24 protein-coding genes and 2 pseudogenes are annotated in these 22822 nt (G+C 41.1%); 17 read left to right on the top strand and 9 right to left on the bottom strand.

Annotated elements, in window-relative coordinates; all coding sequences use genetic code 11:
- Positions 1 to 708 (top strand): phytanoyl-CoA dioxygenase family protein, encoded by a 708-nt coding sequence (locus tag Q0Y52_RS17280; protein ID WP_297823776.1) that lies wholly within the window; start codon positions 1 to 3, stop codon positions 706 to 708.
- A gap of 123 nt (positions 709 to 831) precedes the next feature.
- On the opposite strand, the gene Q0Y52_RS17275 is transcribed toward Q0Y52_RS17280, so the two are convergent.
- From Q0Y52_RS17275 to ffh, 4 genes are all read right to left on the bottom strand, one after another.
- Entirely contained in the window at positions 832 to 999 is a 168-nt protein-coding gene (locus Q0Y52_RS17275; protein WP_297823775.1) for an EAL domain-containing protein, read from the bottom strand.
- Positions 956 to 1153, bottom strand: coding sequence for a hypothetical protein (locus Q0Y52_RS17270; protein ID WP_297823799.1), 198 nt, complete (start codon positions 1151 to 1153; stop codon positions 956 to 958). The genes Q0Y52_RS17275 and Q0Y52_RS17270 overlap by 44 nt, the downstream gene beginning before the upstream one ends.
- A 60-nt stretch (positions 1154 to 1213) precedes the next feature.
- Positions 1214 to 1477, bottom strand: a complete 264-nt coding sequence (locus tag Q0Y52_RS17265) for a hypothetical protein (protein WP_297823774.1) — start codon at positions 1475 to 1477, stop codon at positions 1214 to 1216.
- 187 nt (positions 1478 to 1664) lie between these two features.
- Positions 1665 to 3050, bottom strand: a complete 1386-nt coding sequence (ffh, locus tag Q0Y52_RS17260) for a signal recognition particle protein (RefSeq protein WP_297823773.1) — start codon at positions 3048 to 3050, stop codon at positions 1665 to 1667.
- A gap of 248 nt (positions 3051 to 3298) precedes the next feature.
- On the opposite strand from ffh, the gene ccsA reads away from it, so the two are divergent.
- Positions 3299 to 4096 (top strand): cytochrome c biogenesis protein CcsA, encoded by a 798-nt coding sequence (gene ccsA, locus Q0Y52_RS17255; RefSeq protein WP_297823772.1) that lies wholly within the window; start codon positions 3299 to 3301, stop codon positions 4094 to 4096.
- A 57-nt stretch (positions 4097 to 4153) separates the two neighbouring features.
- The gene (locus tag Q0Y52_RS17250; protein ID WP_297823771.1) at positions 4154 to 5455 is read left to right on the top strand and encodes an HlyC/CorC family transporter; all 1302 of its coding nucleotides are present in this window, start codon (positions 4154 to 4156) and stop codon (positions 5453 to 5455) included.
- A 240-nt stretch (positions 5456 to 5695) separates the two neighbouring features.
- On the opposite strand, the gene sixA is transcribed toward Q0Y52_RS17250, so the two are convergent.
- Positions 5696 to 6172, bottom strand: a complete 477-nt coding sequence (gene sixA, locus Q0Y52_RS17245) for a phosphohistidine phosphatase SixA (RefSeq protein ID WP_297823770.1) — start codon at positions 6170 to 6172, stop codon at positions 5696 to 5698.
- A 130-nt stretch (positions 6173 to 6302) separates the two neighbouring features.
- Here sixA and Q0Y52_RS17240 point away from each other — a divergent pair, with 130 nt between their 5' ends.
- The 3 genes and pseudogenes from Q0Y52_RS17240 to Q0Y52_RS19650 form a co-directional block, all read left to right on the top strand.
- Positions 6303 to 8567, top strand: a complete 2265-nt coding sequence (locus Q0Y52_RS17240) for an insulinase family protein (RefSeq protein ID WP_297823769.1) — start codon at positions 6303 to 6305, stop codon at positions 8565 to 8567.
- Entirely contained in the window at positions 8548 to 9057 is a 510-nt protein-coding gene (locus tag Q0Y52_RS17235; protein ID WP_297823768.1) for a hypothetical protein, read from the top strand. Before Q0Y52_RS17240 ends, Q0Y52_RS17235 begins: the two co-directional genes overlap by 20 nt.
- Before the next feature lie 409 nt (positions 9058 to 9466).
- Positions 9467 to 9595 (top strand): annotated as a pseudogene (locus tag Q0Y52_RS19650) (hypothetical protein); the annotation flags it as partial.
- Positions 9596 to 9713: 118 nt separating this feature from the next.
- On the opposite strand, the gene Q0Y52_RS19645 reads toward Q0Y52_RS19650, so the two are convergent.
- From Q0Y52_RS19645 to fadI, 4 genes are all read right to left on the bottom strand, one after another.
- A complete protein-coding gene (locus tag Q0Y52_RS19645; RefSeq protein WP_366939311.1) occupies positions 9714 to 9866 on the bottom strand; it encodes a transposase in 153 nt (50 codons plus the stop codon).
- Positions 9863 to 10117, bottom strand: a complete 255-nt coding sequence (gene tnpA / locus Q0Y52_RS19640; RefSeq protein WP_366939310.1) for an IS200/IS605 family transposase — start codon at positions 10115 to 10117, stop codon at positions 9863 to 9865. Before tnpA ends, Q0Y52_RS19645 begins: the two co-directional genes overlap by 4 nt.
- Positions 10118 to 10419: 302 nt before the next feature.
- The gene (fadJ, locus tag Q0Y52_RS17225; RefSeq protein ID WP_297823798.1) at positions 10420 to 12576 is read right to left on the bottom strand and encodes a fatty acid oxidation complex subunit alpha FadJ; all 2157 of its coding nucleotides are present in this window, start codon (positions 12574 to 12576) and stop codon (positions 10420 to 10422) included.
- A gap of 46 nt (positions 12577 to 12622) precedes the next feature.
- The gene (fadI, locus tag Q0Y52_RS17220; protein ID WP_297823766.1) at positions 12623 to 13933 is read right to left on the bottom strand and encodes an acetyl-CoA C-acyltransferase FadI; all 1311 of its coding nucleotides are present in this window, start codon (positions 13931 to 13933) and stop codon (positions 12623 to 12625) included.
- 423 nt (positions 13934 to 14356) lie between these two features.
- On the opposite strand from fadI, the gene Q0Y52_RS17215 reads away from it, so the two are divergent.
- The 11 genes and pseudogenes from Q0Y52_RS17215 to Q0Y52_RS17165 form a co-directional block, all read left to right on the top strand.
- Positions 14357 to 15313: a MoxR family ATPase gene (locus Q0Y52_RS17215; RefSeq protein ID WP_297823765.1), complete on the top strand. Its 957-nt coding sequence runs from the start codon at positions 14357 to 14359 to the stop codon at positions 15311 to 15313.
- Between the two features lie 24 nt (positions 15314 to 15337).
- The gene (locus Q0Y52_RS17210; RefSeq protein WP_297823764.1) at positions 15338 to 16315 is read left to right on the top strand and encodes a DUF58 domain-containing protein; all 978 of its coding nucleotides are present in this window, start codon (positions 15338 to 15340) and stop codon (positions 16313 to 16315) included.
- Complete coding sequence (locus tag Q0Y52_RS17205; protein WP_297823763.1) at positions 16312 to 16815, top strand: DUF4381 domain-containing protein; 504 nt, start codon at positions 16312 to 16314, stop codon at positions 16813 to 16815. The genes Q0Y52_RS17210 and Q0Y52_RS17205 overlap by 4 nt, the downstream gene beginning before the upstream one ends.
- Positions 16808 to 17806, top strand: a complete 999-nt coding sequence (locus Q0Y52_RS17200; RefSeq protein ID WP_297823762.1) for a VWA domain-containing protein — start codon at positions 16808 to 16810, stop codon at positions 17804 to 17806. The genes Q0Y52_RS17205 and Q0Y52_RS17200 overlap by 8 nt, the downstream gene beginning before the upstream one ends.
- Positions 17803 to 19671 (top strand): VWA domain-containing protein, encoded by a 1869-nt coding sequence (locus tag Q0Y52_RS17195; protein WP_297823761.1) that lies wholly within the window; start codon positions 17803 to 17805, stop codon positions 19669 to 19671. Before Q0Y52_RS17200 ends, Q0Y52_RS17195 begins: the two co-directional genes overlap by 4 nt.
- A gap of 8 nt (positions 19672 to 19679) precedes the next feature.
- Positions 19680 to 20009, top strand: a complete 330-nt coding sequence (locus Q0Y52_RS17190) for a BatD family protein (RefSeq protein ID WP_297823760.1) — start codon at positions 19680 to 19682, stop codon at positions 20007 to 20009.
- Positions 20010 to 20594: 585 nt separating this feature from the next.
- Positions 20595 to 20789: a hypothetical protein gene (locus Q0Y52_RS17185; RefSeq protein WP_297823759.1), complete on the top strand. Its 195-nt coding sequence runs from the start codon at positions 20595 to 20597 to the stop codon at positions 20787 to 20789.
- Positions 20790 to 20793: 4 nt separating this feature from the next.
- On the top strand, positions 20794 to 20940 hold the full coding sequence (locus Q0Y52_RS17180) for a hypothetical protein (protein WP_297823758.1): 147 nt from the start codon (positions 20794 to 20796) through the stop codon (positions 20938 to 20940).
- Positions 20941 to 21185: 245 nt separating this feature from the next.
- Positions 21186 to 21389 (top strand): hypothetical protein, encoded by a 204-nt coding sequence (locus tag Q0Y52_RS17175; protein WP_297823757.1) that lies wholly within the window; start codon positions 21186 to 21188, stop codon positions 21387 to 21389.
- 277 nt (positions 21390 to 21666) lie between these two features.
- Positions 21667 to 22182 (top strand): annotated as a pseudogene (locus tag Q0Y52_RS17170) (sigma-70 family RNA polymerase sigma factor).
- On the top strand, positions 22154 to 22822 hold a 669-nt coding region (locus Q0Y52_RS17165; RefSeq protein ID WP_297823756.1), incomplete at its 3' end, for a DUF3379 domain-containing protein. The pseudogene Q0Y52_RS17170 and the gene Q0Y52_RS17165, both read left to right, overlap by 29 nt.

Raw genomic sequence — 22822 nt, 5'->3', positions numbered from 1 at the left:
ATGAAAACAGTCGATTTGAGTACTCGTTTCTGGCAGCAGGGATATCTTGTGATAGATGATTTTTTTTCAGCTGAGTCAATGAACAATCTCCAAAGTATCATACTCGGGCACTATGGTTTAAATCCTGAATATGAGCATGAGGCCGCATTCTTATCAAAATCAGCGACTGAGGTTATTCCTTGGTTTCCACAAAGGTCTGGTGAACATGCATTTGATGAAATTGAGCATTGCGCCAATATGCAGACGTTAACCGAGGCAATATTAGGAGAAGGTTGGAAATCACTGTATTGCATGACGATGTTTTCAAAAAAAGGCAGCAAAGGCCAAGCATGGCATCAAGACTGCCCACCCAATGATCCTCAACAATTTAACCTTAACCGCCTTGTTTATACTATGGATATTAACGACCAAGTGGGCGGAGAAGTGTTAGTGATGCCTGGCAGTCATCGGCAAGGTCAATTGCCTGCAGGCGAAGTAGACGAAAATTTTTCAGAACAAGTCATATTGGCCCCTAAAAAAGGTACTTTAGTTATAATACATGGGCATACATGGCACCGTGTTTTGCCTGTAAAAGGCGAATATCGTTTATCCACTAATTACAGAGCAATACCAGAGAACACTTCTGAGAATATCACCGACATTTGTGTTTATCGCAACATGCTATATCAATTTTCAACGTCAAAAGTATTAGAAGACAGATTAGTTTAAAGCCAACTTGACACAATCTTGGGTGAAGTAAAAGCGCTAAAAAACAGTCGATTAGGCCGACATATGCGGTTGCAAAAAATCAATGAAGTATTGTTCTGGCAGTGGATGACTCAAGTAAAAACTCTATATTTCATCACACCCCATAGAAGCGAGGATCGCTTGCTGCTCGAAACATTCGACTCCCTTCGCTATCACTTTTAATACCAAGTTACGCCCCAGTTCGATAATAGCGCGGACAATCGACAGATCAGCTGCTTGATGTTGAATATCGTGGATAAAAGAATGGTTCAATTGTGAGTTTATCTATATTAAATATTTGAAGATAGCTCTGGAATGAATAACCTGTACCAAAATCATCAATACCTAAGTGCCGCCCAAATTTTTTGAGCTGAAATAAGGTTTCAATAGCCTCATTTTCATTATGTATAATCCGCCCTTTGGACACTTCTAATTCTAATTCTTTCGCGGCTAGCCCAGTCTCCTTCAACGCATTAATCACTTAACTTTATAAGTCTTTACGGCCAAATTGAAGAGGTGAAATATTGATAGCTATAACTAAGTCACTCCATCCTAAACTCACTAGGTTTTGCGCTTGTTGACTGTTTTCAGAATAATCAGATCCGAAATGTTGTTGCTGTTTAGTAGCATAAAATTCGTACGAAGAGCGTTCTTGTTTTATTAACGTATTATTTAATTGATGCAGGTATTTGTTGCGAGATAAGCTCGAAAGTTTTAATGACGATATAATCGCTTTTGTAAAAAACCACACTGCTGACTGCAATAACTAAAAACAATACAATGACAAAAATAATGTCAATAAGCCTGACAGAGCCTTAGTTGACAATGTTATTCTACAATTGAAAAACTTATTTAAGTATCATTTATATTAGGGTGGTTGGTAAGACAACATTGCAACAAAACCATCCTCATATATTGCCCACAACCAGATCAAGTTTCTAACGAGGAGGAGGCATACCGCCCATTCCTCCAGCCCCCCCCGGAGGGATCATACCTTGCATACCACGCATCATTTTTTTCATGCCGCCGCCCGACATTTTTTTCATCATTTTTTGCATCTGAGTAAATTGCTTTAGCAATCTATTCACATCTTGAATTTGTGTACCTGAGCCTGCTGCTATGCGGCGTTTACGTCCGCCTTTTATCACATCTGGACGTGTACGCTCACCTGGTGTCATAGAATTGATGATAGATTCCATTTGCACAAAGGATTTATCGTTAGCTTTTTCTTTGATCTGCGATGTCATATTGCCCATACCAGGCATTTTATCCATCATCGACATCATGCCACCCATATTACGCATTTGCTCTAGTTGTTCTTTGAAATCCTGTAAGTCGAAGCCTTTGCCTTTTTGTACTTTTTTGGCTAGCTTCTGTGCTTTATCCTTATCGACTTTGCGTTCAACTTCTTCGATTAAGGTGAGTACATCACCCATACCCAAAATACGCGAGGCAATACGCTCTGGATGAAAGGCTTCTAGTGCATCAAGTTTTTCACCCATACCGATGAACTTAATGGGTTTGCCTGTAATGTGCCTTACCGATAACGCTGCTCCACCTCGAGCATCACCATCCGCTTTAGTTAGGATCACACCAGTTAAAGGTAATGCGTCGTTAAAAGCCTTGGCGGTATTGGCTGCGTCTTGGCCAGTCATGGCGTCTACCACAAACAACGTTTCAATGGGATTGATAGATTTGTGTAATGCTTGAATCTCTCCCATCATCTCGCCATCAACATGTAAACGACCAGCGGTATCCACTAGTAGTACATCGAAGAAGTGTTTACGGGCAAAATCTATTGCTGCATTAGCAATATCAATGGGTTTTTGATCCTCTGACGAAGGAAAAAATTCAACATCAACCTCTGCGGCTAATGTTTCGAGCTGTTTGATTGCTGCGGGACGATATACATCGACACTTACAACTAATACTTTTTTCTTTTCACGCTGCTTTAACAGCGCAGCTAACTTACCCACACTGGTGGTTTTACCTGCACCTTGTAGACCAGCCATTAATACAACGGCGGGAGGCTGAGCAGCTAAATTAAGTGATTCGTTAACCTGCCCCATCACTGACTCTAACTCTGACTGGACAATTTTAATAAAGACTTGGCCAGGATTAAGACTTTTACTGACTTCGGTGCCTACCGCACGCTCTTTCACTTGACCGATAAAATCTCTTACTACTGGCAAGGCAACATCAGCTTCAAGCAACGCCATACGCACTTCGCGTAAGGTATCTTTGATATTATCTTCGGTGAGTCGTCCTTTACCGCTAAGATTTTTAAGAGTTTTGCCTAAACGTTCGCTAAGATTTTCAAACATATACTATGCTACCAACAATTTTCTATGGGTTTATTATATAGAAGAAGCTAGCAGATAAGAATGCTCAAGCACATATCTACTTAGAGATTTTTCCAGTTAATGCTTAAAACTGAGTTGAACTATGTAATGTATCGAGGTTTAGTGTTAGTTTTAGTTTTATAATAGTCATTTGTCACCTTGTGTTTGGAAAATTTAGTTAGCAAAATGTTTATCTCAACTCTTCCCAATGTCATATCAAGAAATCTATCATGTTGATGGCTGCCATATGTTTTGTTTTTTATATCCTGGCTTCTGGCATCATCTTTTCTGGGATGTTTCAAAAAAAAGGTCCCAATAAGCTCGCAGCCATTATTAGTGTTTTGGTGGCTATGGGGTTACACATCATCATTTTAAGAAGCGGCATACTGATTGAACCTGCGATGGGACAGAATATGAGTATGCTAAATGTAGCCTCATTGGTGGGTTGGCTAATTAGCGTCACCATGTTGATAGCTTCTTTTAGATTACCTAACACTATTTTGTTACCAGTAGTATATAGCTTTACTGGCCTGATCGTTTTGCTGAGTGGTTTAATACCCAGTGCTCATGTCATACAAATCAGTTTGAAACCTCATCTATTAATCCATATTAGTTTGGCCTTGTTTGCTTATGCATGTTTGGCTATCGCCTCTTTATATGCAGTGCAATTGTCTTACATCAATTTTCGCTTAAAAGAAAAAAACGCGTCTCTTTTGCATTCCTCTTTACCTCCTTTAATGGCAGTAGAAAATATTCTATTCAAATTATTGTTAGTTGGTACTGTTTTACTGACCTTGTCATTAGTCAGTGGATTCATGTTTTTAGATAACATGTTCGCCAAAGAGCAGGCTCATAAAACTGTTTTATCACTTCTAGCATGGGGACTGTATAGCGTTATTTTAATGGGAAATGCGTGGTTTGGATGGCGTGGGAAACCAGTAATATGGTCGACTATTTTGGGTGGAGTATTACTCACCCTAGCCTATTTCGGCAGCCGAATTGTTAGGGAAGTCATACTTAACGCTTGAATAGCATCTAAATAGCCCTTAAAGTGCGGGTTCTTTTCTACCATAGGATTTCCATAGTTGGAAGACATTGCCACCAGTAGTTTATTCATAATTCTCGGTGTTTTGATTTTACTCTCAGCATACTTTTCAAGTTCAGAAACTGGCATGATGTCCATTAATCGATATCGTCTTAAACATCTTGAGAACGAAGGGCATAAAGGTGCTCTCAGAGTACAAAAACTGTTACAGCGCCCAGACAGGCTAATTGGATTAATTCTAATAGGTAACAACCTTGTCAATATTGCGGCCTCTTCTATCGCCACCATTATTTGTATGCGCTTGTTTGGACATTTAGGTCTTGGCGTAGCAACTGCCATAACAACGCTTTCATTAACGTTAGTCATTTTAATCTTTGCCGAAGTGACACCTAAAACACTCGCAGCTTTGTACCCAGAAAGAATATCCTTTCCTAGCTCGATTATTTTATTGCCGTTACTTACTTTGCTTTACCCTCTTGTGTACTTAGTTAATGGTATCTGTAACAGTTTATTAGCACTTTTTCGAGTCAAACATACCGGTGAAGATGGCAATAGCCTTAGCCGCGAAGAACTGCGCACTGTTGTCGATGAAGCCGGCGCAATGATCCCGAAAAAACACCAAGATATGTTAATGGGTATTCTAGACCTAGAAAACGTGACGGCTGAAGACATTATGGTACCGCGCAGCGATATTGTGTCTATCGACATTAACGACGAATGGAAAGATATTCAAAAACAATTGGTTAACTCACAGCACACCAGAGTTTTGTTGTATCGAGATAGCATAGATGATGCGGTTGGATTTGTGCATGTCCGTGACGCGCTGAGATTACTCTCAAAAGATCAATTCACTAAAGCCACATTACTCAGAGCTGTACGAGAAATATATTTCACACCTGAGTCCACTCCATTACATACTTTGATGTACAAATTTCAAGAGGTAAAAGAACGAATTGGGTTAGTGGTGGATGAATACGGTGATATTCAAGGTTTAGTGACGTTAGAAGATATATTGGAAGAAATTATTGGTGACTTTACCACTAGCTTTTTGCCTGACCACAGTAAAGAAGCCAATTTACAACAAGACGGCAGTGTATTGATAGATGGAAGTGCCAATATCCGTGAGCTCAATAAAGAATTAGATTGGCAATTTCCTACAGAAGGCCCTAAAACTTTAAACGGATTGATTTTGGAGTATTTGGAAGATATTCCAGAAGCAAATATCAGTTTACGTATTGCCGGCTATCCGATCGAAGTATTAGAGATGAAAGACAATATGGTGAAAACTGTGCGCGTTATACCTGAGTTCTACCGTAGTGATGAAATCAAATATTCTGAATAAATTACAGCTTGTTTTCGCTCGGTTTTTGTAATTTTATTTTTTAGGTACTCTACTTTTACGTCCAAGTTTAACAGGCGATCATACATCCTCTGAAGCTCATCATCGTGAGTCAGTTGCGATTTATTTACATCGGAACCCAAGGTTTGTTGCAAACAGCTGGTAAACTTTTTCTGAGCATACGCTATATACCGGTACCTCAATCAGTTTTTTTTAAGGTTAATTGACTCAATTTCTCAGTATTTAAACCGGGTGATAAATACGTTCTATATTGCCAGCCCCGGCAGCGAGATCATAATCAATGATGACTATACTAGAGGTATCAAATAACATAGATTTTTTATCAACGTGTACTTCTTCCAAAAAGTAACTCACAAACGGCATATGACTGACAACCAAAATAACATTTGGTTTTGATGGTGTTTCAAACAATGCATTAATGAAATCATGAGCGACTTTAGGATCGCCCTCAGGTATCACATCCTCACAGATTTGCTTTTCTATCACTTTAATTTGTTTACTGAGTTGCTCATATGTTTGCTGGGCACGAACATAACTGCTTAATATGGCAATATCGACTGCCACACTCGCCCCTAGGTAATCGTTCAACCATTTACCTGCTGTAATAGCTTGTTTTTCACCTAAGCGGGTTAAATTTCGGGTATTGTCCTGCACTCGAAATCTTTCAGCTTCGCCATGACGCATGATAATTAACTTCATAATTCTCGCGGAATATATTTTAACATTTGACTCTCTTGTTTCTAATATAACAAAAAATATAATTAAAAATCTGCACCTTTAAAAAATTAGTTTATGCTTGCAAAGTCTTTCAACACAGGGAAAGAGAATTTTGCTTAAAAGTGCCTACGATAATCGGCAATTTAACCATATTGAATTGGATAACGGCTTGCGAATTTTGTTAGTGCAAGACCCAAATTGTGTGAAAAGTGCCTGCTCTGTTACCTTCAACGTGGGGCACTTCAATGATGACAAAGATTGTCATGGCATCAGTCACTTATTGGAGCACATGCTATTTTTGGGTAACGATGAGTTCACGCAAGCCAACGCGTTTAATGATTTCATTGCCACCCACGGGGGCAGTATTAATGCGTTAACAGGTACAGAATACAGCAGCTATTTTTATGAAATTGTAGCTGAATATGAACAACAAGCATTAACGCATTTATACGCAATGCTCAGTAAACCTTCTTTTTGCGAGTCTCTTATCGAAAAAGAAATCAATGCGATAGACGCCGAATTTTTATTAAAACAAAAAGACGATTTAAAACGTCTTTATCAAGTGCATAAAGAAACATGCAACCCTGCTCACCCTTTTAGTCAATTTTCTGTGGGTAATCACCAAACATTCGAGCCATTTAGTCCATCCCAACTCAAACAAAAATTACAGTGGATGTTTGAGCGTTTCTACCAACCTCAAAACGCTTGTTTGTGCTTAGTTAGTCAGCAACAGCTGTCAATCAGTGAAGAATCTGTTCGTCAACAGTTTACTAAGTGGCCTTCAAATAATAAATTACCTAGCGAACCGCTTCCAGCACTTTACCTTGAGCAAAACCTAGGTGTGCAGATCAATATTTTGCCTTTACAAAAAGTGCGAAGAATGATTTTAACCTTTGCACTTCCCCAGCAACATTCTCACTACAGAAGTAAGCCTTTAAATGTCCTAAGCCATATTTTAGGTGATGAAGGTGAAGGGGGTTTATTACATTTTTATAAAACAAAAAATTGGGCCACTAGCTTAAGTGCCGGTGGTGGCATTGAAGGTAGTACTTTCAAAGACTTCAATATAAACCTTCAGCTTACAGACGAAGGTATTAAATATGCCGACGAAGTGATAACAGCGATTTTCTCATATATACAATTAATCAAAGAAAACGGTATTGCAAGCTGGAGAATAAAAGAAACTGCCAACCTCAATCAACTCATGTGGGACTTCCCCAATCAAGCAAAAGCGATTGACGAAGCATCACACTACAGTCATTCCATGTTCGAATACCCACCACAACACTTAATCGCAGGCGATTATATTCTGGATAAACCAGCAGTGGATATCGTCTTACACATGTTAGGGTTTTTCTACCCCAAAAATATGCGTGTAAAAATAATTCATCCCCTTGTCAAAACCACACATAAAGCCAAATGGTATAATACGCCTTATAGTGTTGTTCCCATTGAAGCAAAACGCCTAACGTCTTTTCTAAGCGGTAATTGGCAATCAAGCTTTGTGCTACCAAAGGCCAATCAATTTATACCCCCTTGCAAACCATTAAAACCCATTGCCCCTGAATTTATTGTTCCCCAAAAAATTATCAGCAAAAATGGATTAGACATTTGGTATGGACAAGACGATAAATTTCATCAGCCCAAGGGAGATTGTTTCTTAACCTTTGATTGCCAAGCTGTAAATGAAGGCATTGATGTCACAACGACTAAAAGATTATGGGTAGCGTTGTTAAACGAAAAGCTTAACCAGAAATATTATCAAGCGAACCTCGCAGGCTTACATTTTCATTTATATTCTCATCAAGGTGGGTTTTCTCTGCAAACTAATGGGTTTAGTGCAAACCAGTTAGGGTTCTGTAGCAATCTTTTGAACGAAATAGTTGCCAATAAAGATTTTTCTAGTCGTTTTTCTCAGGTGAAAGCCAAACAATATCAGGGCTTATCTAATGCACTATTAAACAAACCCATCAACCGTCTTTTTTCAAAACTTTCTGTTCTTATGCAACAACAAAACCACGACCCATCAGAAATGGCTCACGTTATGCAACATTTAACACCTGATGATGTATGGGTCACTAAAGAAAAGTTACTTAATCAATTTCATTTAGAAGGACTGATATTTGGTGATTGGAGTAAGGATGAAGCATACAGTTTCAGTGCTGACATCAAAAAATTCAGAATACAGCATGCAACATATGACAAGATTCACAGGGGTGTAGCAGATATTAGACACGGTGGAGTCATTTCCTACCAAGTAGAATGCCAACATAAAGATCCCGCTGTTGTCATCTACTTTCAGGCCCCTGACATGAGTCTCAAAAATGTGGCCCTGACCATGCTTGCAGAACAATTAATTGCCACCCCCATTTTTTAATCAACTGCGCACCGAGCAACAACTCGGTTACTTAGTCGGTAGTGGCTACATAGCCTACAATCAGTATCCTGGCATAGGCTTTTACATTCAGTCATCCCATCATCCTGTTGAGTACCTTATTGATGAAATTCATGTATTTCTTCATAAAATCGTTAAAAATATTAACCAATATAGTCATGTATGGGATGCGCTCAAAAAAGGCGTGATGCAACAATTATTGGAGAAAGATACCAATCTAAGTATGAAAAGTCAGAGGTTGTGGATGGCCATAGGCAATCTAGATAGAACATTCACATACAACTCTCAAATGATCCAAACTATCTTAGATATTGATTTTTATGAGCTCAAGTCCTACCTAATTTCACTCGTATCCCGTCAAGATTTTGGAGAAGCCATATTGTTCAGCTCAGGACAACATGCCCCTATTTCACTCAAAACCGAAGTCATAACCAACATTCAACGTTTTAAATCCAGCAGCCAATATATTTGATATTGGTGAAAATCAGCTGAAAAAACAGCAAATAACCACTTTTCTCAATAAGACGCCCGTTTTACAAGATTAATACTTGTAGCCGCTCTATAATTTATAGTGCATAGATACGGATATAAAGCCATTTAAGTTTAAGTTTAAGTTTAAGTTTAAGTATAAGTATAAGTATAAGTATAAGTATAAGTATAAGTATAAGTATAAGTATAAGTATGAAAAGTTAGTTACTACCTTTGGGTGAGAAGTGTATATTCGCAATTATTAACATTCCGCAGATTTTTTTTGACCAAGTTATTTTGACTTTTTTAGTTACCTGCGTTCATGGGGTAAACAATGTCTTTGTTAAATACACTAAGCCTGAGGGCTTAATACAAATACAGTCACTAACAGTTTAGAAGACACTAGTGGGTTTATGTGGTTTAGGACTTTTGAAGGCCTAAGCTGTTTTGGTGGCTATGAGTTCAAAAACTATCGGCATTCTCATAAAAAGCCCCATTTCTTACAGAATGATTTCACTAAAAAATTACTTTTAGACTCACAAGGTAACCTTTGGGTAACCACCCAAAACGGACTAGCAAATTACAATCCCTTAAAAGATAATTTTACCAATTATAATAAAGATAATAGTGATATAAAAAATCGGCCGCAAGCGTCCGAGTTTAAAACAGCCCCAACGGTTTGGCGTCCATTTCTTTTTTATCCAGCCCGATTAGTTGGTTTTGAACATATTTTCTGGTGGTCTCTTCATTCGCATTGTCAATGGTTTTAAAAAAATAGCTATGTGTCCAAAGCTTACCACCCAAAAGTATCATTTCTTGAGCTCTCGATATAACTTAAAAAACTCTCTCGCTGGGATGCTTTTTATAACTTGCATTACATGAATAGGAGCTATTTTTGGTTCGCCTTTGAAAACTATGTGAATGTGATCTTCTGGGATTGCTAACTCCTGAATATCAAAATTGTATTCATATGCTATCTTGTGAATAATAGCTTTCATCACTTCACGATAATGCTCAAAAAATACTTTGTGAGGATACTTCAGTATCCAAACAAAGTGATACATTAATCGATATACGTGATGTGTATTTCTCTGAAGTTACATATGGTGGAAAGCATAAACTGGAAAAGACCCACTTTACACTGTTCAGCAAAGGGGTGAGGCCGCAAGGATTGTGCTCCGCTGGTTAAAACCAAAATTCATTACATCCAATAATATTCACTTAAGTCATAACCAAGAAATAGGCTGGCACCTTGGCAATGCCTGCTAATGTTGAGTTTTAATTTTATTAAATAAAATATATCCAACCCAACTTTGCAATAAGAAAGTTAGGTTGGATATAAAAAAAGGCTGCTATATCAACTTACTTAGTAATAAGAACGCCCTTCCTCAAGCATCTTTTTCAAGCTATGTGCTGGGGTAAACTTATCGCCAAGTAACCCTTGATAATGCTCTAACCTAGCAACCACATGAGCAATGCCTAACGTATGCATATATCGGAAAGGTCCTCCCAAAAAGGGGGGGAAACCGATACCAAATATGGCACCAATATCGCCATCACGTGCATTTCGCACCACTCCCTCGTCTAAACACATGGCGGCTTCATTCAACATCAATAACACACATCGCTCAGATATTTGCTCATGACGCATTTTGCTTGCTGGCGTAATACCTAATAATGTGTAAATCGACGAGTCTACTTCTTTGCCAGGTTTCTTAGCGGAGTAATCATAAAATCCCCGTTTATTTTTCTTACCTTTGCGATCATCCGCCAAAATTTTGTTGAATCCTGGATTAGACGCAAAACGATCACCAAACTGAGCCTGTAAAATAGGACCAATTTTAGTCCCCACATCAATGCCTACTTCGTCTAACAATTTAACGGGTCCCACTGGAAAACCAAATTTCACTAAGGATTGATCAATATGCTCAATGGGCTCTCCGCTGAGTAACACTTCTGCAGCCTCGTTCATGTAAGGCGCCAAAATACGATTCACATAAAAACCTGCACCGTCTTTAACGACTATGGGGGTTTTACCTTGTTTTTTCGCTAGCTCAACAGTAGTTGAAATAGTTTTGTCAGACGTTTTGGCATGGGCAATGACCTCAGCCAGAGGCATTTTGTCCACGGGAGAGAAGTAGTGCAGGCCTATCACTTGTTCTGGCCTTTTTGCTTTTTCGGCAATTTGTGTGATTGGGATAGAGGACGTATTGGAGGCAAAAATAGTATGCTCAACACAGTTTTCTTCTACTTCGGCCACCATATTTTGTTTTAAGTTTAAATCTTCAAATACGGCTTCAATCACTACATCTACATCTCGAAAACCAGAATAATCGACTGAGCCTGTTAGTAATGCCATTTGTTTTTGCATCTCTGATTTTTGCATAAAACGACGTTTGACTTTTTTATTCAGAATATCAAAACTGTACTTAATGGCATTGGCAATACCTTCACTGCGGATATCTTTAATACGAGCTGGCAAACCAGCTTTAGTGGCCGTCACAAAGGCAATCCCCCCGCCCATCAAACCACCACCCAACACCCCCACTTTCTTTAAAGAAGCAGGTTGTACACCTTCTATACCTGTTTCTTTTTTCATATCAGTGGTAGCAAAAAATAAACTTCTAAGGGCCGCAGACTCAGAGCTCATGACCAAATTACCAAAATGTTGGGCTTCGACATCTAAGCCCTTCTTAAAACCTTTGGATAATCCCGTCTCAATACAATCAATGATAAGCGCTGGTGATGGATAGTTTCCTTGGGTCTTACTTGCAGTTTGTTTGCGGGCTTGGCTAAACATCAAATTTCGACCCACCGATGTATTCTCTAAGAATTTGCCCATTAGATCTAACTTAGGGCCTATACGTTTTGGCTTAGTTTTTTTCGCCATTTCAATGGCCACATCAAGCAGAATAGATTGGGGCACCATGTCATCAACAATGCCGTATTTTTTGGCTTGTTTGGCACGAACTGAGGCACCCGTCAGCATCATTTTCATGGCTTGCTGCACACTGATCAGTTTTGGCAAACGCTGGGTCCCGCCGCTTCCAGGTAATAAACCAAGCTGCACTTCTGGTAATCCTAATTGGGTTTTTGCATCGTCACTACAAACACGATAATGGCATGCTAACGCTAGCTCTAAACCGCCACCTAATGCAGGACCATGAATAGCCGCTACAAAAGTTACAGGCATATCTTCAATTCTTTGAAACATATCCTGACCGCCTTTGGCAATGGTCGTTGCGTCTTGTGCACTTTCACAAGCTGCCAACATACTAATATCGGCGCCAGCTACAAAAGAATTGTCTTTACCACTTATAACCACTACGCCCTTTATGCTGCTATCTGCGTTTATTTGTTCGAGTACAGTATTAATTTGTTCGGCAAATTCCACTTTAAGCGTATTCATGCTTTCGCCGGGTACGTCCATGGTTAATATGGCGATACCGTCATCACGCACATCCAGTGTAAAGGCGCTTTGTATTTCACTTTTTAAATCTGTTGATTGATTATTTGTTGTCATATTCTTCACATTCTTCACACTCTTCACACTTTCCACATTCTTCTCCTTAATCCGTTTCAACTATCATAGCTGCAGCTAAGCCACCTGCGGCACAGGCCGTTAGTAAACCAGCCCCCCCGCCTCGGCGATTTAATTCATTTAACATCTGCGTAATCATGCGCGTGCCCGTTGCGGCAAATGGATGCCCATAGGCTAAAGAGCTGCCCATGACATTAAATTTATCCATATCAATCTCGCCCGTCGCTTTAATTCGGCCTAATTTTTCTTGAGCAAATTTATCACTGGCGAACATTTTCATGTTAGCTAAGGTTTGCGCAGCAAATGCCTCATGCATTTCAATCAAGGTGAGGTCGTTTAATGTCATACCGGCTCTATCAAGCGCCATAGGTGTGGCATAAGAAGGCCCCATTAACATGTCTTTATGCACGTCTATCGCTGCCCAAGCATAACTTTTTATATATCCAAGCGGGGTATAACCTAATGCTTTGGCGCGACTTTCTGTCATCATTAATACAGCCGAGCCACCATCTGTAAGTGGTGTCGCATTAGCCGCGGTAACCGTGCCATGCTTTTTATCAAACACGGGACGGAGCTTGGCATAACTTTCAATTTTAGAATCAAAACGTACATTATTGTCTTTTTCTAATGCACCTTTAAAAGGTTCAGCATAAGCCGTCATCACTTCATTGGCTAACTTACCCTCGTTCCAACTTTGTGCGGCTAAGGTATGTGAACGATGCGCTAATGCATCTTGATCTTGACGACTGATATTATGAGATTTGGCCATTTGCTCGGCAGTTTGCCCCATAGATAATCCGGTGGAGTATTCGGCTACTGCCGGCGGCACTGGTATTAAATCTTTCAGACCTAATTGTTTAAGCACTTGCCATTTTTGCCCAACCGTTTTAGTTTTTTGTAGATCAGTTAATGCTCTGGCCAACTTTTTGGAAACACCTATGGGCGAGACAGAAGTAGAATCAGCGCCCCCTGCCACACCCACACTAATATTTCCGGCCATCATCGACTCAGCAATATTCACGGTTGATTGAAAACTGGTGGCACAGGCTCTAGAGACACTATAGGCATCGGTGTGCACGTTCATGCCAGTACCTAATACTATTTCACGGGCAATGTTCGGTGCTTCTGGCATTTGTACGACTTGACCGTAGACCAACTGCTCGATAATCATCGGGTCAACGTTATTACGCACTAACATTTCGTTGACCACCATTTTACCTAAGTCAACAGCTGGCACGCCATGAAAGTAAGTAGCCATTTTGGCAAATGGCGTTCTTAGGCCGGCAACAATAGCGATCCTGTCGCCTTCTCTTGTTTTGACTATCTGCTTAGCTGTCATATCATGCCCTTATAAATATTCAAACCTAGTGGTCTGACCTGTAAAGTGTAATAGATTGTACCTAGTTACGATAATGAGTTCAAGGTAACCCTAAATTCTTAATTATTACGCAATCAAAGAACTCATTTTTATGTCAACATCACCGAATCACTTGATGTAGATGGCACATATAGACTTCCTAAGTTTACACAACTTTTTTATTGGGTGGGTCGCCAACTCTTTGTAAAAATATTAATTTATCCCAAGTAAACATTTTTTTAAACTTTGTAACATTGTTTTTCTAAAGGGGAACCTTATATCGGTTAGCATAGTGAGTAATCTGGGTTGTGATCATATATACCTTAGTTAGTCCGACCATTATCAATAAGACTTAATTTAAACCAGTTCTGAACATTCGCAAATTAGAAGGAAGTAGTTAACACTATGGCAGCCGCACAATTTAAACAGTTACAAACATACCTAGACAGCCAAGTGGTGGGTCAACAAACACTAACAAAAAATATTTTAGTTGCGCTATTAGCGGATGGACACCTGTTGGTGGAAGGCCCTCCAGGTTTAGCAAAAACCCGAGCGGTAAATGCACTAGCGAATGGTTTAGAAGGTGATTTTCATCGGGTGCAGTTTACACCTGATTTACTTCCAGCAGATTTGACCGGAACAGATATTTATCGCCCAGAAAACGGTAGCTTCGAATTTCAAAAAGGGCCACTTTTCCACAATCTAGTCTTGGCAGATGAGATTAATCGAGCCCCTGCTAAGGTTCAGTCTGCATTACTTGAAGCTATGGGAGAAAGACAAATTACCGTAGGTAATACTACTTATGCTCTGCCAGAGTTATTTTTGGTTATGGCCACCCAAAACCCAATTGAACAAGAAGGCACCTATCCGCTGCCAGAAGCCCAGCTTGACCGTTTCTTAATGCATTTAGAAATTGATTATCCAGGTGCTGAAACTGAACTAGAGATTTTGCGCCTAACTCGCAATGAAGCAATGCACGTAGAAGTGGTTACACCACCTAACCTAAGCCAAGCAGATATTCTAAATGCTCGTCAAGAGGTATTAAAAATCCACTTAGATGAAGCATTAGAACAATATATAGTTCAGTTAATTATTGCCACGCGCCAACCACAGAGTTACGACGCTGAATTAGCTAACTGGATAGAGTTTGGAGCCAGTCCGCGTGCCACTATTGCTTTAGACAAATGTGCTCGGGCACATGCATGGCTAATGGGTAGGGATTTTGTTGGGCCTGACAATATTCAAGCTGTATTTCATAACGTATTACGCCATAGGTTGTTACTCAGTTACGAAGCAGAAGCGGAAGGGGTCAACAGTAATAAAGTGTTGGACAAAATTATGCAGCTAGTACCTGTTCCTTAGACTAGGTAGGTTAAAGGAAACAGTATGCAAGACATTGAAAAATGGTTATCTAAATACCAAAGCAACGGTGTAGATCTTGGAATCAAAGAGCTTATTCACTACCAAGGTAAAACAGCATTGTTAAACTTGTCACCACGCAAAACGGTGCAAGCCAAACTTGCAGGGGCGTATTTGGCTAAAACCAAAGGCCGTGGCATGGAGTTTGACGAAGCCCGCCATTATCAAGCAGGTGACGATATTCGAGCCATTGATTGGCGCGTCACAGCTCGTACCGGTAAAACTCACACTAAGCTATATCGTGAAGAAAAAGAACGCCCTGTATTTGTGCTCACCGACTTATCTTCAAGTATGCAGTTTGGTACCCAATTTTTATTTAAGTCAGTGCAAGCGGCTCACTTAAGTGCCCTCATTGCATGGTCGGCCAGAAAACGCGGTGATCGCATTGGTGGTTTGGTATTTAATCAGCATCAACATCTCGAATGTAAACCTTTTACCCGGCAAAAAGCGGTATTGTCACTTTTAAATAGTATGATCAAAGTGCAGCAAGGCGCGCAACAAACAGTGCAACAGGGACTGCAAACACCTAATCAAGATCAGATTACTCTGGGAAACGCATGCGCTAGGTTACGAAGGCTCGCTCATCCCGGCAGTCTAATCTTTATATTAAGCGACTTCAGTCAGTTAGATGAACTCGCTCAACAGCATATCGCTCAACTAGGTAAACATTGTGAGGTGATTGCTTACCCTATCAGCGACCCTTTTGAACATCAGTTGCCAAAGGTAAAAATGAGTCAAAGGGTGACCTTGAGTGATGGAGACAATAGACAACAAATTGTGTTAGGCGAAAAAGATACCGAATTGCAGTACAGCAATCAACATCAGGTTCATTTCGATAAAATTGAAAATACCCTAAAACAATGTAAGGCACAGGTGATCAGAATTGACGCTGGCCACCCCCTAGAATTGCAGCTAGACCGTTTTTCTGGGAGTAAAAACAGATGAATCCACTACAAGACTTAAAAGACATTCGCACACCCGCTTCAATAGAAAGCTGGCCACCTGCTTATGGATGGTGGTTACTTGTGTTCTTATTGGTAGTAGGCATATACCTGTTAACGATATGGCTGCTTAAGGTACAAAAAATCAGGTTAGCTAAACGCCAAGCTTTAAAAGCTCTGCAACAAATAGATGCCTCAAACCTTGACTGTGTGTCACAACTTAATCAATTATTAAAGCGTGTAGCATTAAACTATTTTCCCAACCAAAACGTGCAACTAATGCACGGTGCACAGTGGACCGATTTTTTAGTTAAAACACTTCCTAGCAAGAAAGCGAAACAAGTAACCGAAACCTTTGAGTCGATGCAACAAATACTTTACCAACCAAACACATCAGAAAACGCTGAATTTCCTCGTTATTCTAAATCGGTAGAAACATGGATTAAATACGCCCTGCCCCCTAACAAACATATGGTTAGCCAATTGGAGCAAAACAATGCTTGAATTTGTGTGGATGTGGGCATTCTTTTTATTACCTTTACCATTATTGGCGTTATTGCTACCTAGTAAAAAACTAGGCCAAGAAGCAGCATTACGTGTGCCTAGTCTAACGACTGGCATCGAAGCAAAAAATCAGCGTAAAGGTACAAAAAAACTGAGCGCATTATTGGCAACATTGGCATGGATTGCCCTCGTTTTAGCCACAGCTAGGCCCCAGTGGTTAGGTGAACCTGTTAGTATTCCTGCCGAAGGACGAGACTTAATGATAGCGGTCGATTTATCTGGCAGTATGAAAATTGATGACATGCAAGTCAATGGTCGTCAGGTAGACCGACTCAAAATGATTAAGTTTGTATTGAGTGATTTTATCAAACGGCGTGTGGGCGACAGATTAGGTTTGATTTTGTTTGCTGATACTGCGTATTTGCAAGCCCCCCTAACCTACGATAGGGAAACAGTAGATCAGCTATTAAATGAATCGTTAATAGGCTTAGTCGGTGAGCAAACAGCCATTGGTGATGCAATTGGACTGGCTATCAAACGCTTTGAAACCCGTAAAGAGTCGAATAAAGTATTAATTTTACTGACAGATGGTCAAAATACAGCAGGAAATATCACCCCGGAACAAGCGAATGAATTAGCCATCAACAATGGTGTGACTGTTTACACTATAGGAGTGGGTGCTGACAAAATGTTGGTTCAAAGTTTCTTTGGCAATAGGCAAGTAAATCCTTCACAGGACTTAGACGAAGGTATGTTAACTGACATTGCGATGTCAACCGGAGGCCGATATTTTAGAGCTAGGGATGCGAAATCTCTCAAACAAATTTATGCCACACTCGACGAACTTGAACCCATTGCCCGAGAAAGTAAACAAATGCGGCCTTTGCAAGCTTTATATTTTTACCCTTTGAGCTTCGCTTTGTTCATTACCATTTTGATGGGGTTATTTCCTCTGATTAAACAGTTTGCTTTAAAGGAGGCAACAAAATGATTGAGTCTTTTTCTGCCTTAAATGAATTTCATTTTATTCGCCCCTATTGGTTGTGGGCGATTATTCCACTGTTGATAATGGTTGCGCTGATCCGCTATGTACACAAACAACAGTCCGGATGGCAATCAGTACTTGCGAGTCACTTGTATCAACATTTGATCACAACAGCAGGCATCAAAAAAGTCCGCCCCCCCTTATTTTTACTAGGTTTTTGCTGGACATTGGCCACTATTGCGCTGGCAGGACCAACCTGGGAAAGATTACCGCAACCGGTTTATCAGTTAAATACTGGTAAAGTGGTGCTAATTGACATGTCGTTATCTATGCGATCTACTGATGTAAAACCTGACAGGCTGACACGTGCCAAATACAAAGCCATCGATTTAGTTAATGCAATTACCGAAGGAGAGACTGGGTTAGTGGCTTATGCAGGAGACGCGTTCACTATTAGTCCATTGAGTTCGGATGCACAAAACCTTACCACTCTGATCCCCAGCCTGACCCCTGAAATAATGCCAATAGCCGGCAGTGATCCTGCGTTAGGTCTGCAAGCCGCTATCGAGTTACTCAGTAATGCTGGGTATCAACAAGGTGAAATATTTTGGATCACCGACGGCATTAATAATCAACAGATGAAGGAGATAAGTGAAATATTCAATGATTCAAGATTCCGCTTATCTGTGCTTGGTGTGGGTACCGAAGCAGGGGCTCCCATTCAGCTAATTAATGGAGAGTTGTTAAAGGATAGCCGTGGAGCAATTGTTGTTCCAAAACTCACGGTTAATAACTTAAAGTCTCTGAGTCGCAATAGCGGCGGGCGATATGCATCAATGCAATCTGACGACAGCGATATTAATTATTTAATTGAACAAACACTAATTGAACAAGAACCAAATGAAAATCTTGAGTCGGAACCGGAAAGCTTCGGTGATAAGTGGCATGAAATGGGACCTTATTTATTGCTACTTATTTTACCCTTTGCAGCATATAGCTTTAGACGCGGTATTGTGACCTTAGTGTTTATTGGTGTGTTAATGCCAGCTTATTCACCAGAGGCACGTGCAGGTTGGTGGCAGGACATGTGGCAAACGCCTGATCAGCAGGCGATGCAAGCTTACGATAAAAACGAGTATGAGCAGGCAGCCAACACCTTTGATGATAATTTATGGCAAGGTACAGCTCACTATAAAAATGAAGATTATCAAGCGGCCTTGGAGTCTTTTGCTCAAATTGAACCTACCGATAAAAGCTATACCAACGCCACTTACAATGCGGGTAATGCTTTGGCACATCTGGGTGAGACAGACCAAGCGATTGCCGCATATGACAAAGTACTTGAGCGTCTACCGGAACATCAAGAAGCCTTAGCCAACAAAGCCTTGCTTGAAAGGCTCAAAGAGCAACAAGAACAGTCTGGCGAACAATCTGAAGATCAGGAAAATGGCGAACAAGATGGTGAGCAGCAAGACGAACAACAACAAGATGGTCAAAAAAGCGAACAGGATCAAGAGGGCGAACAATCACAAGATCCCCAGCAAGGTGAAAATTCAGAACAAAGTGAGTCACAGTCACAAGACGCTGAACAACAAACCCAAGCAGAACAAGAGCAGCAAGAGGCAGAACAAAAGCAAGCTGACCAGGCTGAGGCCGAGGAACAGAAATCAGAGCAAGAACAACAAGCCCTCGCCCAGCAACAAGGTGAAGAAGAGCTAACCGATGAACAACGCGAGCAAATGCAACGTATGCAAAATTTGCTCAATCGGGTACCAGACGATCCTGCATTTTTATTAAAACGTAAAATGCAAATTGAGTCTCAACGGCGAAAAACAGAAAGATTGCCAACAAATATACAGAGGAATTGGTAGTAGTGAGTATGTCTAAAATGCCCAAATTAATAATCTGCTTAGGTTTTTTAATCTTAACAAGTATGGCCCATGCTCAATCAATTGAAGTGAGCGCGTCCGTCGACAAAAATCCGGTGATGGAGGGCGAATCATTTATTCTGTCGGTGGTGGCGAACGGTGAGGTAAAAAGAGACGCCTTTGATGCCTCTATTCTTGATGAAAGACTTTGTAGTAGGCCGCACGTCAGTCAGCTCGCAAACAAAAATGGTCAACTTTCGACACCACCAGAAGCAACCACATGGTCCACCGATCCTGATCCCAAGCAAACTAAAGGCCGTTACACCATTCCCCGCCTTTAACGTAGACGGCGTCGATGACAAAACCACTAGAGGTGTTAGTGGTACCCGCGACAGCCAGCTGCTGACGTCAAGTGGGCGAGATCTATTTATTACAACCAAAGTCGATGTGGAAGAGGCCTATCTGCAGCAACAAATTCGCTATACACGGTCAAACTGCATTTAGGTAAAGACTTGCAAAGAGGCAGTCTTAACCAGCCCAACATTAGAAAATGCCGACATCAGGCAAATAGGTAAAGACAAAGAATATGACGAGGTTGTTGAGGGGCGCCGGTACCGTATTATCGAGCGATCGTTCGCCATCATCGCCTCAGCAAAGTGGCAGCGTTTACCATCGAAGGCCCTCTGTTTGAGGGCGAGGTGATTGATAACTCACGGCAAAGTTTTGGCTTTTTTAACCGCAGCAAGGCAGTGAACAGAGTTGGCCCAAGCCAGAGTATCAGCGTATCTACCCATCCCAAGTAACTACGACCAACATTGGCTTACCCAGTGTACTTTGTGCAAGCTAGACGACGAATGGCAAGGCAATACCACGAGCGTTTATTGCCGGAGAGCCCATCACCCGCACGATTACGCTAACCGCAATAGGTGTGGTCGAGGAGCAACTGCCTGAAATTAGTCAGTATTTACCCTGAGTCGGTGAAAACCTACCCAGACCAAGCCGAAACAACAACCGTCGAAAAAGACGATACGTTGGTCGCCCAGCGCAAAGAGAGCATTGCCATCATCCCCAGTCAGGCTGGCCCAGCTGGTGATCCCAGAAGTGAGGATCCCTTGGTTTAATACGATGACGCAAAAAACAGAATATGCGGTGTTAGCAGAAAAGACACTGCAAATATTACCTGCGGCAACCCAACCAACCAGTCGCTATTCCCGTACCAGCCCAACGGCTTCAGGACGGCGCTCGGAAAGTGAGACTCACAAGAGCCAATAACGCCCAGCTGAATTCAATAATCCAAGCTATGGACGATGCCTCAATATTGGATTTGGCTCACAGTCGACTTTGTTGGTGTTGTGGGTGCTGACCTTGGTAATCTTGTGGTGGACCGACACGTTAATGCGAGTTTAAAAGCGGCGACTAGGCATGTCAGAACACTTCAGCTGATAGGAATACACACAAAGAGAACAGGCCATATGGGCGAACCTTAGAAAAAGCTATCAGATACAAACATACATCCTGTGGACACCTTCAAAACTATCTCTGCTCTGTGGCTAGCGGCACTACGTATCCAAGACAAAGAAGCACCGTTGGCAGAAAGCTTAAAAGTGTATCGACAATCAAGTCACTGGATGCGGCAGTTAATGCACACTTTTGGCCTCACGTTACTGCCAAACGGCAAAGCGAGTGGCAAAGCACAGAACGTAGCAGCAAATATTGCGTAAAACTGCGTAAAGAGCGGCAATGTATGCAAAAAACAGACAAAACATGACTTGTCGCCGCTGTATCCCGAAACTTCATACAAAGCAGGCCGATTGCATCGGCCAGAACGAGTTTTATGTGTGATAGGTACCCGTTAGAATAGCTGACACGCGGACATTCCTAGCAGTTGCAGAAAGTAACTCTGTAGGGTACGCAACAAAACACAAGCCAAAGCTGATGGTGGAATTATAAAATGTTTTCGCGAAAGCAAAATAGGCACAAGCCTCGGTCTCTAGTGACATGGCAAATAAACAGCAAGCGTTATGAAGTGTTAGTGCTGGCGCTTCATAGTGACATATTCCGTTACGCCTATCTGGCTTGTGAAAGACAAAGCGGTAGCGGAGGACATAGTACAGGAGACCTTTCTTCGCGCATGGAAGTCGTTGGATTCACTCAAAGATGAAAGAGCCGCGAAGTCGTGGTTGATCACCATATTGCGCCGCGAGAATGCCAGGCGTTTTGAACGAAAACAGATTTGACCTAGTTGATATTGATGATGTCTCGGTGATTGATGATCAGCTAACGAATGAAGTCGAAATTGAGCACAGAGAGTTACGCGCAATTATGGCGTCGTTGAGTGAAGAATACAGAGAACCACTAATGTTACAGATAGTTTTTGGCTACAGCGGTGATGAAATCGCCCAGCAGCTAAATTTAAACAAAAACACCGTGATGACACGATTATTCAGAGCACGTAATCAAGTCAAAGAAGCGTTAGATAAATCCAATGAAAATAGGGGGCGTAAAAATGGATGAATTAGAGTTTCGTCGTAGCTTATACGCTGACCCCAATTCTACAGATGAACGGGTATTAGCCGCTATCGCTAGCGACCCTAAAAAGCAGGAATTCAGCCAAGAATTAAAAGACCTAGACAAAAGCATGCAACAGGCCAGTCAAGTAGAAGTACCTGGTGATCTCGTGAACAAGCTGTTACTACGTCAAACGATGCAATCACATAGGGCGAGTAAAGTACGTAATCGTATACAGCTTGCTATGGCTGCATCTGTCGCATTTGTGGTGGGCGTAAGCTTTACCATGTGGCAGCAACAAAGTTTGTTGAATATAGCCGATCAAGCCATAGCTCATGTGTATCAAGAAGGTAGTTATGCTTTAGATGCCCAAGACAATGTGTCACTGCAGCAAGTGAATGCAAAACTGGCTCAGTTTGGTGGTGAGTTCACAGAAGAATTAGGCCAAGTGTACTACGCCAACTTTTGTGACTTCGAAAACGTCAGAAGCTTACACATGGTGATGCAAGGCGAAAATGGCAAAGTATCAGTGTTTATTGTTCCTCATGATGCCACTTATCTTGCAGAAGGTTCATCTCAAGATCGAAGATACAATAGTCAGGCTGTAGATTTGAAACGAGCGAGCATTGTTGTAGTGCAAGAAGCA

Source organism: uncultured Paraglaciecola sp., from assembly GCF_943787955.1.
Lineage (GTDB): Bacteria > Pseudomonadota > Gammaproteobacteria > Enterobacterales > Alteromonadaceae > Paraglaciecola.
The sequence above is the reverse complement of the archived record's forward strand: the minus strand, read 5'-3'. Positions and strand labels throughout refer to the sequence as shown.

Coding starts and splice junctions, on each gene's coding strand:
- Q0Y52_RS17280 (WP_297823776.1), top strand. CDS start 1: ATGAAAACAGTCGATTTGAGTACTCGTTTCTGGCAGCAGGGATATCTT.
- ffh (WP_297823773.1), bottom strand. CDS start 3,050: ATGTTTGAAAATCTTAGCGAACGTTTAGGCAAAACTCTTAAAAATCTT.
- ccsA (WP_297823772.1), top strand. CDS start 3,299: ATGTTGATGGCTGCCATATGTTTTGTTTTTTATATCCTGGCTTCTGGC.
- sixA (WP_297823770.1), bottom strand. CDS start 6,172: ATGAAGTTAATTATCATGCGTCATGGCGAAGCTGAAAGATTTCGAGTG.
- Q0Y52_RS19645 (WP_366939311.1), bottom strand. CDS start 9,866: ATGATACTTTTGGGTGGTAAGCTTTGGACACATAGCTATTTTTTTAAA.
- tnpA (WP_366939310.1), bottom strand. CDS start 10,117: ATGTATCACTTTGTTTGGATACTGAAGTATCCTCACAAAGTATTTTTT.
- fadJ (WP_297823798.1), bottom strand. CDS start 12,576: ATGACAACAAATAATCAATCAACAGATTTAAAAAGTGAAATACAAAGC.
- fadI (WP_297823766.1), bottom strand. CDS start 13,933: ATGACAGCTAAGCAGATAGTCAAAACAAGAGAAGGCGACAGGATCGCT.
- Q0Y52_RS17215 (WP_297823765.1), top strand. CDS start 14,357: ATGGCAGCCGCACAATTTAAACAGTTACAAACATACCTAGACAGCCAA.
- Q0Y52_RS17210 (WP_297823764.1), top strand. CDS start 15,338: ATGCAAGACATTGAAAAATGGTTATCTAAATACCAAAGCAACGGTGTA.
- Q0Y52_RS17205 (WP_297823763.1), top strand. CDS start 16,312: ATGAATCCACTACAAGACTTAAAAGACATTCGCACACCCGCTTCAATA.
- Q0Y52_RS17200 (WP_297823762.1), top strand. CDS start 16,808: ATGCTTGAATTTGTGTGGATGTGGGCATTCTTTTTATTACCTTTACCA.
- Q0Y52_RS17195 (WP_297823761.1), top strand. CDS start 17,803: ATGATTGAGTCTTTTTCTGCCTTAAATGAATTTCATTTTATTCGCCCC.
- Q0Y52_RS17190 (WP_297823760.1), top strand. CDS start 19,680: ATGTCTAAAATGCCCAAATTAATAATCTGCTTAGGTTTTTTAATCTTA.
- Q0Y52_RS17180 (WP_297823758.1), top strand. CDS start 20,794: ATGACGCAAAAAACAGAATATGCGGTGTTAGCAGAAAAGACACTGCAA.